Source organism: Leifsonia stereocauli (assembly GCF_038432415.1).
Lineage (GTDB): Bacteria > Actinomycetota > Actinomycetes > Actinomycetales > Microbacteriaceae > Orlajensenia > Orlajensenia stereocauli.
The window spans coordinates 1,396,083-1,410,601 of record NZ_JBCAUN010000001.1 but is presented as its reverse complement, the minus strand read 5'-3'; the positions used below and the strand labels follow the sequence as shown (position 1 = coordinate 1,410,601).

Annotated in this window: 14 protein-coding genes; 8 read left to right on the top strand and 6 right to left on the bottom strand. The window is 67.9% G+C overall.

Annotation, left to right across the window (positions count from 1 at the left end; all coding sequences use genetic code 11):
• Positions 1–10: 10 nt before the first annotated feature.
• Positions 11–412 carry a hypothetical protein gene (locus AADV74_RS06875; protein ID WP_342112719.1) on the bottom strand — a complete coding sequence of 134 codons (402 nt, stop codon included), beginning with the start codon at positions 410–412 and terminating at the stop codon, positions 11–13.
• 157 nt (positions 413–569) lie between these two features.
• Between AADV74_RS06875 and AADV74_RS06870 the strand changes: the two genes are divergently transcribed.
• Positions 570–785 carry a hypothetical protein gene (locus AADV74_RS06870; protein ID WP_342112718.1) on the top strand — a complete coding sequence of 72 codons (216 nt, stop codon included), beginning with the start codon at positions 570–572 and terminating at the stop codon, positions 783–785.
• Between the two features lie 15 nt (positions 786–800).
• Here AADV74_RS06870 and AADV74_RS06865 read toward each other — a convergent pair whose 3' ends face one another.
• Positions 801–1,361: a histidine phosphatase family protein gene (locus AADV74_RS06865; RefSeq protein WP_342112717.1), complete on the bottom strand. Its 561-nt coding sequence runs from the start codon at positions 1,359–1,361 to the stop codon at positions 801–803.
• 169 nt (positions 1,362–1,530) lie between these two features.
• On the opposite strand from AADV74_RS06865, the gene AADV74_RS06860 reads away from it, so the two are divergent.
• From AADV74_RS06860 to AADV74_RS06835, 6 genes are all read left to right on the top strand, one after another.
• Positions 1,531–4,158 carry a DUF4062 domain-containing protein gene (locus tag AADV74_RS06860; RefSeq protein WP_342112716.1) on the top strand — a complete coding sequence of 876 codons (2,628 nt, stop codon included), beginning with the start codon at positions 1,531–1,533 and terminating at the stop codon, positions 4,156–4,158.
• A gap of 153 nt (positions 4,159–4,311) precedes the next feature.
• Complete coding sequence (locus AADV74_RS06855; protein WP_342112715.1) at positions 4,312–5,205, top strand: DUF808 domain-containing protein; 894 nt, start codon at positions 4,312–4,314, stop codon at positions 5,203–5,205.
• 101 nt (positions 5,206–5,306) lie between these two features.
• A complete protein-coding gene (locus tag AADV74_RS06850; RefSeq protein WP_342112714.1) occupies positions 5,307–5,471 on the top strand; it encodes a hypothetical protein in 165 nt (54 codons plus the stop codon).
• A gap of 126 nt (positions 5,472–5,597) precedes the next feature.
• A complete protein-coding gene (locus AADV74_RS06845) occupies positions 5,598–7,049 on the top strand; it encodes an APC family permease (protein WP_342112713.1) in 1,452 nt (483 codons plus the stop codon).
• A 127-nt stretch (positions 7,050–7,176) separates the two neighbouring features.
• Complete coding sequence (locus AADV74_RS06840) at positions 7,177–7,512, top strand: hypothetical protein (protein WP_342112712.1); 336 nt, start codon at positions 7,177–7,179, stop codon at positions 7,510–7,512.
• A 111-nt stretch (positions 7,513–7,623) separates the two neighbouring features.
• Entirely contained in the window at positions 7,624–7,758 is a 135-nt protein-coding gene (locus tag AADV74_RS06835; RefSeq protein ID WP_342112711.1) for a hypothetical protein, read from the top strand.
• Positions 7,759–7,780: 22 nt separating this feature from the next.
• Here the strand turns inward: AADV74_RS06835 and AADV74_RS06830 are convergent, their stop codons facing one another.
• From AADV74_RS06830 to fdhD, 3 genes are all read right to left on the bottom strand, one after another.
• On the bottom strand, positions 7,781–8,497 hold the full coding sequence (locus AADV74_RS06830) for a collagen-like triple helix repeat-containing protein (RefSeq protein ID WP_342112710.1): 717 nt from the start codon (positions 8,495–8,497) through the stop codon (positions 7,781–7,783).
• A gap of 333 nt (positions 8,498–8,830) precedes the next feature.
• Positions 8,831–11,131, bottom strand: coding sequence for an FdhF/YdeP family oxidoreductase (locus tag AADV74_RS06825; RefSeq protein ID WP_342112709.1), 2,301 nt, complete (start codon positions 11,129–11,131; stop codon positions 8,831–8,833).
• The gene (gene fdhD, locus AADV74_RS06820; RefSeq protein WP_342112708.1) at positions 11,128–12,048 is read right to left on the bottom strand and encodes a formate dehydrogenase accessory sulfurtransferase FdhD; all 921 of its coding nucleotides are present in this window, start codon (positions 12,046–12,048) and stop codon (positions 11,128–11,130) included. Before fdhD ends, AADV74_RS06825 begins: the two co-directional genes overlap by 4 nt.
• 195 nt (positions 12,049–12,243) lie before the next feature.
• Between fdhD and AADV74_RS06815 the strand changes: the two genes are divergently transcribed.
• On the top strand, positions 12,244–12,474 hold the full coding sequence (locus AADV74_RS06815; RefSeq protein WP_342112707.1) for a PLDc N-terminal domain-containing protein: 231 nt from the start codon (positions 12,244–12,246) through the stop codon (positions 12,472–12,474).
• Between the two features lie 13 nt (positions 12,475–12,487).
• Here AADV74_RS06815 and AADV74_RS06810 read toward each other — a convergent pair whose 3' ends face one another.
• Positions 12,488–14,476: an ABC1 kinase family protein gene (locus tag AADV74_RS06810; RefSeq protein ID WP_342112706.1), complete on the bottom strand. Its 1,989-nt coding sequence runs from the start codon at positions 14,474–14,476 to the stop codon at positions 12,488–12,490.
• Between the last annotated feature and the right edge of the window lie 43 nt (positions 14,477–14,519).

Below are 14,519 nucleotides of genomic sequence, written 5' to 3'. Positions count from 1 at the left end.
GCGCCCGTTGTCATCCTGTCAAGAACGGAAGGAGCACTGAGACCACGAAGGCGACGACGCCGAGTGTGAGGAAGATCAGGGACAAAGTCCACATCGCCTGGGACGCCGCGTTGTGCCGGTTGAAGCGCAGGCGCCCGCGGTTGTCCGCGTACCCTGTGGCGGCGTCCAAGTCAGGGATGCTTGCGCCCTCGGTCGGCGCCAGTGCGCGTTCGTGCAACCGGTCGTCGGCGAACCAGCGCGCCGCCAGAGGCCCGTCGCCTCCGACGGGTCCCACGATCTCGACGTCGACCCTCCGCCAGCTCCAGGAGCCAGAACGCCAGATCAAGGCACTGACGAACAGTGGGATACCGATTCCCAAGCCGATCCATGAGAACACCTCGACCGTGATCGCCAGGACGTCGGAATTGCTCACCGGCCCGAGCCTACCGCCCCTGGTGCGGAGCCGTTCGTCGTCCCGTCTGCAAGCGACCCCTGGTGCCCCTGGCTCGTTCGCAGATCGAACTCTGCGGTGACGCTCGAGTTGGAGAACGTCCGCAAGCGGGTCCGATTGCGGGCTTGGTTCGTGGTGGATGATGAACGGATGGAAGAGCGCCGTCGAGGAGGCGGAACAGCGCCACGGGCTCCGCATCGGCTACGGCGTCTACGACAGAGCCGGCAGGTTTCACGAGATCGTGGATCTCGGAGTCTTCGACTGGGTGGCGCAGCTGACCAGCAACCGACGTCATCGATTCGTCGCAAGCGCGATCGGTCTGCAACTCCTTCCGGTGCTCTTCAGTGGATCATGAACACGATCGGAGCCGTCAGAGATGGTCCACGGAGTTGAAGAGTGTCAGAGTGCGCTCCCCGTGACTGTTGCTGGCGACGATCGATAGCCCCGCGTTCAGGACCGGCATCAGTCGCAACCACGCTTCCGCGGGAGCGCCCAGCACCTCCCTGACGAACCACCCCACGACGAATGCGTGGGTGACGAGCAGCACGGCCCCCTCCGGGCCCGGCGCCGAGAGCTGGTTCCAGGCACTCGTCATCCAGTGCCCGTCGATGTCTTGCTCGACTTCGGGCACCTCCGCGAGCCAGGCATGGCGATGAGGCGGGTACTCGCGAAGGCGGGAGGCAGACGGCACTGCCGTCCGATCGTCCAGAAGGTCGGTGGCTTCCACATGGGCAGACGGCAGGTGGGCCGCCACTGTGAGCGCCGTCTGCGCAGCGCGGGCCTTCGGGCTGTGAAGCACGGTGCGAATCGGCTCGACCGCAAGCCGACGCCCCAATGCCCGCGCCTGTTCCCGACCCGCCGCTGACAGGCCGGGATCAGTTGCTTCACCGGGCTCCGCTTCAGCGTGCCGCACAAGGTAGATCGTGTGCATCGCCCGAGCCTAACCCGGGAGCGGTGGCGACTCTCCGAGAGCGGACCAGCATTCGGGCAGGGCAGGTGTCAGTGCAGGGCGCGGAGGTGTTGAGCATGGCGAGTGCGTGATCGCACCAATTCACGCCAAACCGTGGCGCTACAACCGCTGGTCGCGCCATGATATGCACATGACAGGGCCCGTCAGGCCCGCGATCCGCACACCCGATCAGCGGATCCGGGTGTTCGTGAGCTCGACACTTCGAGAGCTCGCGGACGAGCGGCACGCGGTGCGTGCGGCGATCGAGCGGCTACGCCTCGCGCCCGTGATGTTCGAGTTGGGCGCGCGTCCTCACCCACCACGAGCCCTGTACCGCGCCTATCTGGCGCAATCAGACGTGTTCATCGGCATCTACGGCGACAGCTACGGCTGGGTCGCGCCCGACGAGAACGTCTCCGGCCTCGAGGACGAGTACAACCTCGCGCCGAAGTCGATGCCGAAGCTGATCTACATCAAGGCGTCGACGCAGCGCGATGCGCGGCTCGACGGTCTGATCGACCGCATCCGATCCGACGACACCGCCGCGTACCTCCCGTTCGAGAGCGCGGCCGACCTCGAAGACCAGGTCGCCGGCGACCTCGCGGCGCTGCTCGCTGAGAGGTTCGATGACTCCCGGGTCGCCGGTGACACCGAGCTGTCGGCGGCGACGCCCTCGGCGATCGAGAAGATCCCGGTTGCGTACACCGCGACGATCGGCCGTGAGGGCGACCTCGAGCGACTGCGCGACCTGCTGCGCCACGGCGAGAGCCGAGTCGTCAGCATGATCGGGCCAGGCGGGATAGGCAAGAGTCGACTGGCGATCGAGACGGCGCGTGCCGTCGAGGACCTCTTCCCCGACGGCATCTACTTCGCACTGCTCGAGGGCGTGCTCGAGCCGGGCCTGCTGGTTCCCACGATCGCCTACACCCTCGGCATACGCGACAACGGCGAAGCCGCCCTCGAAGAGCGCATCGCGCACGCGCTGGCGGGGCGCCATGTGCTCATCGTGCTCGACAACTTCGAGCAGATCGTGGATGCCGCACCGGTGCTGGTGCGCCTCTACGCGGCGGCACCGCTCGCCACGTTCCTGGTGACGAGCCGCATCGTGCTGCGGATCCGCGGGGAACAGGTCTACGAGGTCGGCGCGCTGTCGACGCCCGAAGGCGTCGGCGCTGCCACCCTCGACCGCACACTGCGTTCCGCGGCCTGCATGCTCTTCGTCGACCGAGCGACGGCCGTGAAACCCGGTTTCGCGATCACTGAGGAGAACGCACCGGACATCGCCGACATCTGCCGACGCCTCGAGGGCCTGCCGCTGGCCATCGAACTGGCGGCGGCGAAGGTCAGGCTGCTGACACCGCGCGGCATCGCCGAGCGTCTCGAGCGGAGCCTGCCGCTGCTCACAGCCACGGTGCGCGACATGCCCGAGCGGCACAGCACCATGCGGGCGACGATCGACTGGGGCGTGAGCCTGCTGCCCGAAGCCCACCGCGCGCTGCTGGAGGACCTCGGAGTCTTCGCCACACGCTTCACGCTCGAGGCCGTCGAGGCGCTGGGCGCCGGCCGCCGGTGGGACGGGATGGCGCTGGACAGTCTGGAGTCACTCGTCGACGCCTCACTCGTGAAGCAGAGCGAGATCGACGGCCGGGTGGTCTTCTCGCTGCTCGCCCTCGTGCGCGAGTACGCCCTCGGTCGTCTGAAGGTCGCCGGAGACGCTGATGCCATGCGCGCGGCGCACGCCGACTACTACCGCGACTTCGTCGCCCGCACCGCTCCGCAGCTGCGTGGTCTCGGGCAGGCCGATGCCGTCGCGCAGCTGGGACTGGAGCTGCCCAACCTGCGCGCGGCGGTGCGCCACCTGATCTACACCGACCGCCTCGATGACGCCGGTGATTTCGCCTGGAACCTGCTCATCTACTGGTGGATCGCGGGATTCTTCGCCGAGGTGCGAGTCTGGATGCTCGAGCTGCTGGGCAAGGAGCTGCCGATCACGCAGCACACCAGAGCGGTCGCCTGGTTCCTGGCCCTGTGGGGAGAGATGTGGCAGAGGCCCTCGGAGGGCGTGGTGGCCGGCCTGGCCGAATGCCTGCGACTGTTCACCGAGAGCGGCGATGAGGATGCGGCGTCGATGGCGCTCGCCGCACGCGCGACGGCGCGACTTCAGCTGCCGACACCCGACGTGAAGACGGCGGGGCGGGAGCTCGCCGACGCTGCCGAGCGCCAACACGCTGTCGGCAACACCTGGGCCGAGGCGATCACCGAGGTCTCGCGCGGGCGCCTGGCATGGTTGCTCGGCTCGCCGGACGACGCACTCACACGCTTCAACCGCGCCGCGGAGGTCGCAGAGGCGAGCGGGGACCTCTTCACACTCTCCGTGGCCGGCAACCATCAGGCGCGACTGCTGCTGATTCGGGGCGATGTGGATGCCGCCGAGGACGCGTGCGTGCGAACGCTGTTGATCTCGATCCGCCTGCACCACGAGGAAGGCATCGCCTACGGGCTCGAGGGACTCTGCGCCGTGGCGGCCGCTCGTGGTGATGGAGAGCGTGCCGGCGCGCTCTCGGCCGCGGCAGCCGTTATCCGTCATCGCATCGGCGTCTTCGATGCAGAGGCGTTCCGGGTGCATACCCCTCAGCTGGACGCGGCGCGCGAGGCCGATCCGGCGGCGGTCGCGGCCGGCGAAAGCCAGGGCGCAGACCTCACTGTCGGCGAGGCGATCGCGCTCGCACTTCCCGACTCCGACATGGTCACACTGCGGCGGGCACTCGCTGAGTGGTGACCGGTGTCACCGCGTCCGCTCGCTGACAATGGGCACTGCATTCCAGCGTGCGGCCGGGATGGCCAGTGGAATCCCGCGCCCGCCACGATACTGTGGGCACCGTTGTCGACGCCCTGACAGCAGGTCAGCGCTCTCGCCCAAGGAGAAACACACATGTCGGTCGGCTTGCTCGCGATCGTGGACGATGTCCTCACCGCCGCCCTCAAAGCGAGTGCGAAGACCGCCGGCGTCGTCATCGATGATGCCGCCGTCACACCGCAGTACGTCCAGGGCCTCACGCCAGCGCGCGAACTACCGGTCGTCTGGCGCATCGCGCTCGGCAGCCTCTTCAACAAGTTCGTCATCATCATCCCGGTCGCACTGCTGCTCTCGGCCTTCGCGCCCTGGGTGCTGCCCTTCCTCCTCATCATCGGCGGCACGTACCTGTGCTTCGAGGGTGCGGAGAAGGTCACCGAATGGTTCGGCGCCCATCACACCAGTGAGGCGGCAGAGCCGCGCGACGAGCGCAAACTCGTGTTCGGCGCCATCCGCACCGACCTCATTCTCAGTACAGAGATCATGCTCATCGCGCTCGACAGCCTCGATCCCGATTTCGGGATCTGGATGACACTCGCAGCGCTGGCCGCCATCGGACTCGGCATGACTGTGCTCGTCTACGGCACAGTCGGGCTGCTGGTCAAGATCGATGACATCGGACTGAGACTGATGAAGAGTCCCGCGAAGGGCGTGCGACGCAGCGGTGCCCGCATCGTGGCGTCGATGCCTGCCGTGTTCCGCGTGATCAGCATCGTCGGCACCGTCGCCATGCTGTGGGTGGGCGGGCACCTGGTGATCGCGAACCTGGGCGAGACGTTCTGGACCGCGCCCCACGACATCCTCGAGTCGGCGACGCACGCGATCGAGGCTGCCGGGCCCGTCGTCGTCTGGCTGGCTGACACTGCAGTGTCGGCCGTCTTCGGGCTCGTTCTCGGTCTGATCATCGTCGCGATCGTGGCCGGGGTGTCACGGCTGGTCAGACGGAACCAACCGGCCAACGTCGCTCACTGAGACCTGCAGAACGACCGGCTCTTCGCGAATGACGCCGGGCGCTCCGTGGCTCTGGCCGGAGGCAGTGCGGTTCGTCAGGACCGGTCGTTAGACTGCCCGCCATGCTCAACTGGTTGATGCGGACGTGGTTCTCCTGTGTGGAGTGGGGTCGTGTGGCGATCCAGACGCTGGGCGGCGGGAACGGTGACCCTGAAGCGTTGCGCACCCTCGACGAGGCGAACAAGAAGGCCTGGCCCGCTGGCACGCGTCGCCGCCGCCAGCGGTGATGGGGCGGGATTCGTCCTCGCTGCCTATTCCGATCTGATCCCGCATCCGTAGAGCCCAACAGTCCCCGCGGGGCTTGCCGTCGCGGGCCAGATGTGGTCGGGTGGGTCCAAGGCAAGGGGGCCACCATGAGCGATCCGTCCTGGACACAAGTCGTCAAGACAGTCGAGCCCGAGAAGCCTGAGCTGAAACGGGTCTTGGGGCCCGGCCTGCTTCTCCTCTTCATCGTCGGTGACATCCTCGGCACCGGCATCTACGCCCTCACCGGCCAGGTTGCGGCTGAGGTCGGGGGTGCCGCCTGGCTGCCCTTCCTCCTCGCGTTCGGAGTGGCCACGGTCACGGCCTTCTCCTACTTGGAGCTGGTGACGAAGTATCCCCAGGCAGCCGGCGCGGCGCTGTACACGCACAAGGCCTTCGGCATCCACTTCTTCACGTTCATCGTGTGCTTCGTGGTCATGACCTCCGGTATCACCTCGGCGTCGACGGCATCACGAGCGTTCGCGGCGAACCTTCTCGTGGCCTTCAAGATCCCGGATGACACAGTCACGACGATGCTCATCGCGCTGGCGTTCATCGTGCTCATCATGCTTGTCAACCTGCGCGGCGTGAGCGAGAGCGTCTGGCTCAACGTCGTGTTGACCCTCGTGGAGCTCTCCGGTCTGCTGTTGGTCATCCTCATCGGCATGTGGGCGATCGCCGGGGGCAATGCGGACTGGTCGCAAGTGGTGGCCTTCGACACCCCGGAGGACAAGAACGTGCTGCTCGCAGTGAGTACCGCGACCTCGTTGGCGTTCTTCGCGATGGTCGGTTTCGAGGACTCGGTCAACATGGCCGAGGAGACGAAGGACCCGAGCCGTATCTTCCCGAAGATGATGCTGAGCGGACTCGGCATCGCGGCGATCATCTACGTACTGGTGTCGATCACCGTGGTCGCGCTGGTTCCCATCGGGGAGCTGGTCGGCAGTGAGACTCCCCTCGTGACGGCCGTCGAGGCCGCTGCCCCGGGCTTCCCGATCAACGACCTGCTGCCGTTCATCTCCATGTTCGCCGTGGCGAACACCGCGCTGATCAACATGATGATGGCGAGCCGCCTTCTCTACGGCATGAGCAGGCAGAACGTGCTGCCTCCCTTCCTCGGCAAGGTCGCTCCGAAGCGCCAGACGCCGTGGGCGGCGATCCTGTTCACGACTGCACTCGCCGTGGGCCTGGTCGCCTACGTCTCCCTCGACGCAGAGGGCTCGATCGTCGCCCTGCTGGGAGGCACCACATCGCTCCTGCTGCTCACCGTGTTCGCCGTCGTCAACGTGACGGTGCTGGTGCTGCGGCGCCAGCCCGTCGACCACAAGCACTTCCGCACTCCGCGCGTGCTGCCGATCATCGGCGCGATCACCTGTCTGTACCTGGTGTTCCCGTGGACATCGGGCCGGCCGGCCGGCCAGTACGCCATCGCGCTCGTCCTGTTGGGCATCGGCATCCTGCTCTGGATCGTCGAGCGCATCTACACCGCGTCGAAGCGCCGCCGCAACCCCGAGCGTCAGCCCGAGAGCCAGCCCGAGGCGCGACGCACCGAAGGGCCGTGACGGACAGATACCCGCACCATTCCGCCACAGCGCGACCGCTGCAGTGACACCGTGTCGTGGACTGGGTTGACTGGACGCCGCGGCCCGTCGCACTTCGAGCGTCGACGGGCTGGGATTGGAGGTCATCTTGACTGCCGAATCGACTGTGCTGAGGAGCTGGACCGGCTGGATCCGAACCGTGGATCGCGAGCCGTACCGCGACTATCTGGAGGGGACCGGGCTGCGCGAATACCGCGAGACGCCCGGCAATCTGGGCGCTGTGCTGCTCTACCGCGATGACGAGGACGAGCGAACCGAGGTGAGGACTCTCTCGCTGTGGCGTTCTCGCAATGACATCGTCGCCTTCGCCGGTGCGGACATCGCGGCCGCTGTGTTCTACCCGGAGGACGGCCGCTACCTGATCGACCGGGACACGACAGTCGAGCACTTCGACGTGCCGTGGGTAGAGCTGGCCGAGCGTTGACCGGTCGGGAGTCTGTCCGGATTCAGTGTCCACATGGGCAGCCGGGCGAACGGCGTGCCGTCTGCACGCCGAGGGCGGCTACTCTGGCGGCATGACCGAGGACGCGAACTGATGCCCGAATTCCTGATGTGGGGAGTGGCGATCGTGATACTCGGCGGATCGCTGGTGGTCGCGGTGATCGCCGCCGTGCGGGTCTGGCGACGTGACGACGACCCCACCGACGGTGGTCCCACGGACCGCGACTGACCGGCAGGGCCGTCGCTCGGCCTCACTCGCCGTCGGTCGTCGGTTCCGGGCTCGGCGTCGGTGCGACAGCATCAGTCGGACCGAAGAGGGCCCATTCGCCCTCGCTGCACTCGTAGAACTCCACAGTCTCGGTGTCGATGTACACGTCGCCGTCGGTCGTGCACTTGTCGTCGACCGGTGCACCGAGGCCCAGTGTCAGCTGGGTTCCGGGCGCACCGGGAGCTCCGGTCTCGCCTGTGGCCCCTGTCTCGCCTGTGGCCCCTGTCTCGCCCGTGGCACCGGTCTCGCCAGTGGCACCCGTCGCCCCTGTCTCGCCGGTTGCGCCGGTGAGGTTCTCGGCCGCCGAGGTGCGGATGTTGCCCACGAGTGTCCACGCGCCGTCCTTGAACAGGTAGACATTCGAGGTGGCGATGTCGATGTACACGTCGCCCTCGTAGCCCTTGCCCGCTTCCGGAACCCCGGTGCCGGCACGAACGGCGGATCCGGCGGGGAGGATCTCGGCGATCGCCTCCTCGTAGGCGACGTCGTCGACGGCCGGGGCGGTCGTTGCCGTGGCTGTCGCCTCCGTCGCGTCGGCGGATCGAGCGAACCATGCTCCGAGGAATGACGCGCAGAAGGTGAGTACGACGACGGCGGCACCGATCCAGAACAGAGCCGCCCTGCTGACCCCCGCCGCGGGCTTCGGCTGCGGCTGCGGCAGGTCGGTCTGGCCAGTCTGCGGAATCTGGGCGTCGCTCATGGGTGCTCACTCCATTCCTCGCGCTCCGCGTAGACCGATCGATGCACGGCTCGAGGCGCGTCGCGCTCATCGTAGTGGCCCACATGCTTCGGCCGACAGAGCGAGAATGCCGCCCCATCTGGTCATCGACAGTCGCTGATCGGCAGACCCGTTGACCATTGCGCGGCCATGCGGCCGTGCGCCATATCGCGGGGCGGTGCGCCAACAGAGGTGGTGCGCAACCCCGGGAAAGGGCGCGGCGCGTCGGTGGGGGCGGATTGCGCTTCGGCCGCGACTTCGTCGGGCCTCTGCGGGCGGGACGGGGTCGCGAGCGGGCGGACTCAGCGGGGCGCTTCAGCCCGCAGCCACCACCCGAACCAGCACCGCCTTCGACACCGGGGTGTTGCTGCCGACGGCGGTGCTGGCGAGCGGAACGAGCACGTTCGCCTCGGGGAAGTACGCGGCCGCACATCCGCGCGCGGTCGGATAGGAGACTGCGCGGTAGCCGCGCAGCGAGCGCTCCACGGCGTCGTCCCACTCGGTGATGACGTCGACGCGTTGACCATCGACCAGGCCGAGCTCGGCGAGGTCGAGCGGGTTGATGAAGACCACCTCGCGGCCCTTCTTGATACCGCGGTAGCGGTCGTTCAGGCTGTAGATGGTGGTGTTGTACTGGTCGTGGGAGCGCAGGGTCTGCAGCAACAGGCATCCGTCTGGCCTCTGCACGTGCTCGAGGGTGTTGACGGTGAGCATGGCCCTGCCCGTCGCCGTGGCGAAGGTGCGGGAGTCGCGCGGACCGTTGGGCAGGACGAAGCCGTCGCGCGTGCGGATGCGCTCGTTGTAGTTCTCGAAGCCCGGAACCACGTGGCTGATGTGCTCGCGGATCACGTCGTAGTCCTGCTCGAACGCTGCCCAGTCGATGGGAACGTCCGCGGCACGGTTGCCCAGGGTGGCCTGCGCGAGTCGGGCCACGATCGCCACCTCGCTGAGCAGTCCTGCGGCGACCGGCGGCACCTGGCCGTGGCTGCCGTGCACGGCGCAGACGGTGTCTTCGACGGAGACGAACTGGGGTCCGGATGCCTGGATGTCGATCTCGGTGCGGCCGAGCGTCGGCAGGATGAGCGCCTCGGTGCCGATCACGGCGTGCGAGCGGTTGAGCTTGGTCGACACCTGCACTGTCATCTCCGTGCCGCGCATGGCAGCCTCGGCGAGATTGGTATCGGAGATGGCGGCGACCAGGTTGCCGCCCATCCCCATCCAGAACTTGATCTCCCCGCGCTGCATGGCGGCGATGCCGTTGACGGAGTCGACCCCGTGGCGCCGGGGCGGCTCGAAGTGGAACTCGTCGCGGAGAGCGTCGAGGAAGCGATCCGGCATCTGCTCCCAGATGCCCATCGTGCGGTCGCCCTGCACGTTGCTGTGTCCGCGGATGGGGGAGGCGCCGGCTCCGAGGCGCCCGATGTTGCCGCGCAACAGCAGCAGGTTCACGATCTCCTTGATCGTCTCGACTGCCTTGCGGTGCTGCGTGATCCCCATCGCCCACGTGATGATCACGCGGTCCGCCCTGATGTAGGCATCCGCCAGCTCGTCGATCTGCTGGAGCGAGAGACCGGTGGCGAGGAGCACCTCATCCTCGTCGACCTCGGCCATGGCTGCGGCGAAGGCGTCGAAGCCGCTGCAGTGCTCGGCGATGAACTGGTGGTCGAGCACTGTCCCTGGGGCGGATGCCTCAGCGAGGAGCACGCGCTTCGACACAGCCTGCAGCAGCGCCATGTCGCCGCCCAGCCTGATCTGCAGGAACTGGTCGGCGATGTCGGTGCCGCGCCCCACCAGCCCGCGAGCGGTCTGCGGGTTCTTGTAGCGCCGGAGCCCGGCCTCGGGCAGGGGGTTCACCGCGACGATGCGAGCGCCGTTCTTCTTCGCGTCCTCCAGCGCGGTGAGCATGCGCGGATGGTTGGTGCCCGGGTTCTGCCCGAGCACGATCACGAGGTCGGCATGCTCGAAGTCGTCGTAGGCGATGGTGGACTTGCCGATGCCGAGAGTCTCGCCCATGGCCGTGCCCGTTGACTCGTGGCACATGTTCGAACAGTCGGGCAGGTTGTTGGTGCCGTAGGCGCGCACGAACAGCTGGTACAGGAAGGCCGCCTCGTTCGAGGTGCGGCCAGACGTGTAGAACGACGCCTCGTCGGGGGAGCCGAGTGAGGTGAGCTTCGCGGCGATGATCTCGAAGGCGCGGTCCCACGTGACGGGCTCGTAGTGGTCGGAGCCGCTCGGCTTGTAGACCGGCTCGGTGAGACGACCCTGCATGCCCAGCCAGTACTCGCTCTTGTCGAGCAGGTCGTCGATGGAGTGCTCGGCCCAGAACGCGCTCGGCACGAGCACCGGCGTCGCCTCCCATACAACGGCCTTGGCCCCGTTCTCACAGAACTCGGCGACCTTGCGGTGGTCGGGGTCCGGCCAGGCGCAGCTCATGCAGTCGAAGCCGCCCTTCTGGTTGAGGGTCGCGAGCAGCTTCATGGTGCGGGTGATGCCCAGTTGCTGCACCGCCGGTTCCATCGCGTGCAGGATGCCGGGCACGCCGGCCGCCCAGCTGCTCGGTGCTCCGACCTCGAGGTCGGCATCCGTCACGTCATCGACGGGAGGACGGCGGCTCATGATGCGACCACCGCGCTCACGAGTGCGGCGGCGCTCGCCGCAGGGGCTGCACCGGGAGCTGCGGCAGGAGCGGCATCCGTCGCCGCATCCGTCGCGATGCGATCCGCCCGCGAGTACACCACCATGCTCTCGCCGCGGAGGAACCCGACGATGGTGATGCCGAGTTCTGAGGCGAGGTCGACGGCCAGCGACGACGGGGCCGATACTGCCGCGAGAACAGGGATGCCGGCCATCGACGCCTTCTGAGTGAGCTCGAAGCTGGCTCGACCCGACACCATGAGCACCGTGCCGGTCAGGGGGAGCAGGTCCTCCTTCACTGCCCAGCCGATTACCTTGTCGACGGCGTTGTGGCGGCCGACGTCTTCGCGCAGCGCCAGCATCCGTCCGGTGCGTCCGTCGAAGAGGGCTGCTGCGTGCAGTCCGCCGGTCTTCTCGAACACCGCCTGGGCGGCGCGCAGCTGCTCGGGGAGGCTCACGAGCACCGCCGGATCGACGACGAGGTCGTCATGGGAGACGGCATGCTGCGAACTCGTGCGCACGGCGTCGATGCTCGACTTGCCGCAGAGCCCGCACGAGCTGGTCGTGTAGAACGCCCGCTCGAGACTCGGATGCGGCGCCGCAACGCCCGGCGCGAGGGTCACGTCGAGCACGTTGTAGGTGTTGAGGCCCTCGTCCGTGGCGCCGGCGCAGTAGCGCGCCGCCGCGAATTCGTCGCCGCGCGAGATCACGCCCTCCGACACGAGAAAGCCGGCCGCGAGGTCGAAGTCGGCACCCGGCGTGCGCATGGTGATGGCCAGCGCCGTGCCTCCGACGCGGATCTCCAGGGGCTCCTCCACGGCGAGGAGATCGTCGCGGACCGTGCGCGGTGACCCGAGCGTCACCCTGGTCACCCGCTTGCGAGACGTGATGCGGTTCATGGTTCATGCCTACACCCGCGTTCCACGACATCTGCCGATTCGGTGCACATTCGCACGGGGCGCTGCGGTGGGGGTTCGATGACGGATGCCGCAGGTCGGATGCCGCGGTCAGGACGGATGCCGAGCAGCGACGCCGCGACGCTCGATACGCCGGGGGACTGGTGGCGACGACGGTGGAGCCGACAGGATGGCCTGATGGACAATCTCACCGGCTGGCACCTGCTCATCCTCCTGCCCATGATCGCCCTGGTGGTGGTGTGGGCGGTCGCGCTCGTGCAGATCGGCAGGTCGGGCCTCGACGCCACGGCGAAGGCGCTCTGGGCGCTCATCGTGATCGTCGCCCCGTTCCTCGGCGTGATCGCCTGGTGGCTGATCGGCAAGCCGAGCGACAGGTCGGCCACCGGACTCAGCGGTCCGCGGCTCTAGCGGGCTAGCGCCGCTAGCGCGGCTTCCGCACGAACAGGCGCCGAAGCGACCGGAGGATGAGCACGAATCCGGCCAGGGCCACGCTCGCGCCGAGGAACGAGTACAGGTGGACGTTCGGGGTGATCAGAGGCCCGGCGTCTGCCACCACCAGCACGATCCCCAGCGCGACCAGGGCGATCGCGATCAACGCGCCGACGCTCTCCGTCACGATCTCGCCCACCCAGCCGTGGTCCTGAGGGCCGGCCAAGGCGCGCACAGTCTTCTCGACGTCGGTCGTCAGCGAGTCGAGGCGGCGGGGGAGCCTGCGCGCCGTGGCGACCAGGATGGCCGCCTGCGCCTCGAGAGAGCCGATCACTGCGCGCGGAGCGAGGAGTCTGCCCAGGAAGTGCGGCACGCGATCGAGAGCGCGTTCGGCCATGTCGAACCGGGGATCGAGGATGCGCAGGCAGCTCTGCAGGGTGATGATCGACCTGAAGGCGATGCCGAGGGGCACCGGGACGCCGAGGCGGTGTTCGCGCACGACGTCGAGCAGCTGGGAGAAGATCGAACTGCTTCCGTCGCTGTGCTTCATGAGGGTGAGCACCCGGCCGATGTCAGCCCGCAACGCCGAGAGGTCTGCACCGTCCGGGGCCTCGACGAGGAGGAGCAGGGCATCCGTCGTCGCGATGTCGTCTTCGGAGGCGGCGGCGACCAGGAGCGTCGCGAGCCCCTCGCGCATGCTCCGCTCCAGCACGCCGACGGCACCGAAGTCGATCATTCCCAGTCGTCCGTCGTCTCCGAGTACGAGGTTTCCCGGGTGCAGGTCGGCGTGGAAGACGCCCTGTACGACGATCTGCTCGAGGACCGCGTCGAGAAGGCCGGCCGCGAGCTCCTCCCGCTGGGCGGGTGGCAGTGATGCGAGGTGGCGCTGAGAGGCGTTGAGTGGGGTCCCGTCGATGCGGTCCATCGTGAGCAGTCGGCGCGTGCTCGCCTCGTCGTAGACCTGGGGGACGATCAGCAGGTTGTCGCGAGACGCCGCGACTGCGCTCCTCACCTGCTTGGTGTTCCGGAACTCGATGCGGTAGTCGAGTTCCTCGCTGAGTGAGCGGGCGAAACCTGTCGCGAGGGTCACGGCGCCGAAGTCGCGGCCCCAGCTCGTGCGATCCTCCAGCCGGGTGGCGAGGCGCACGATGATGTCGACGTCGGCAGCCACTTGGGCGGCGGCCCCCGGTCGCTGCACCTTGAGCACGACGGGCGTGCCGTCGTGCAGCCTCCCCGCATGCACCTGGGCGACGGATGCGGCGGCCAGTGGCGTCTCGGAGACCTCCGCGAAGACCGAGTGGATCGGTGCGCCGAGCTCGGTCTCGATGACGTGGCGGATGGACTCCCATGGCAGAGTCGACGCCGACGTCTGCAGGGTGGCGAGTGCCTCGATGTACGGCGCGGGGAGGAGATCCCGGCGTGTGGCGAGCACCTGGCCCAGCTTCACGAAGGTGACGCCGGCGTCGTTGAGCGCATTGACGAGCGCTTGCGGCGTCGACGTGCGCTGCGGCCGAACGGGATTGCGCGCCGCGGATCGTCGGCGACCCTGGATGACCCAGCCGATTCCGTGACGGGAGAGGATCGAGAGGATCTCGAGGTAGCGCTGGGTCCGTCGGCGCCTGTGCATCAGGTCGCGGAACGAGGTGATCGGGTTCGGCAGGGCCTGGGTGGGGAACAGGGCCTCGCTGACCACGAGGATGGCGACTCCGAAGGCGAAGACCCAGCCGAACGAGAGGGCTATGAACAGTGCGGCCACCAGCCAGGGCACCGCGAGGTCGCCCGCGGCATCGACGACCCCGGCCTGCGCTGCCGTGGATGCCGCAAACGGCCAGCTCGCTGCATAGACCAACAGCCCGACGACGTACGTGCGCGGCCAGCCGACGGGCGCGCTCATGAGGGAGCGCGTCGCGAAGCCGACGCCGATGGCGTAGATCAATCCGACGATCGCGAAGAGCGCCCAGAACAGGAATGAATCGAACACGCTGCGCCCTCCCGCGCCCTCAAGCGGCTATCGCCAGCGTAGC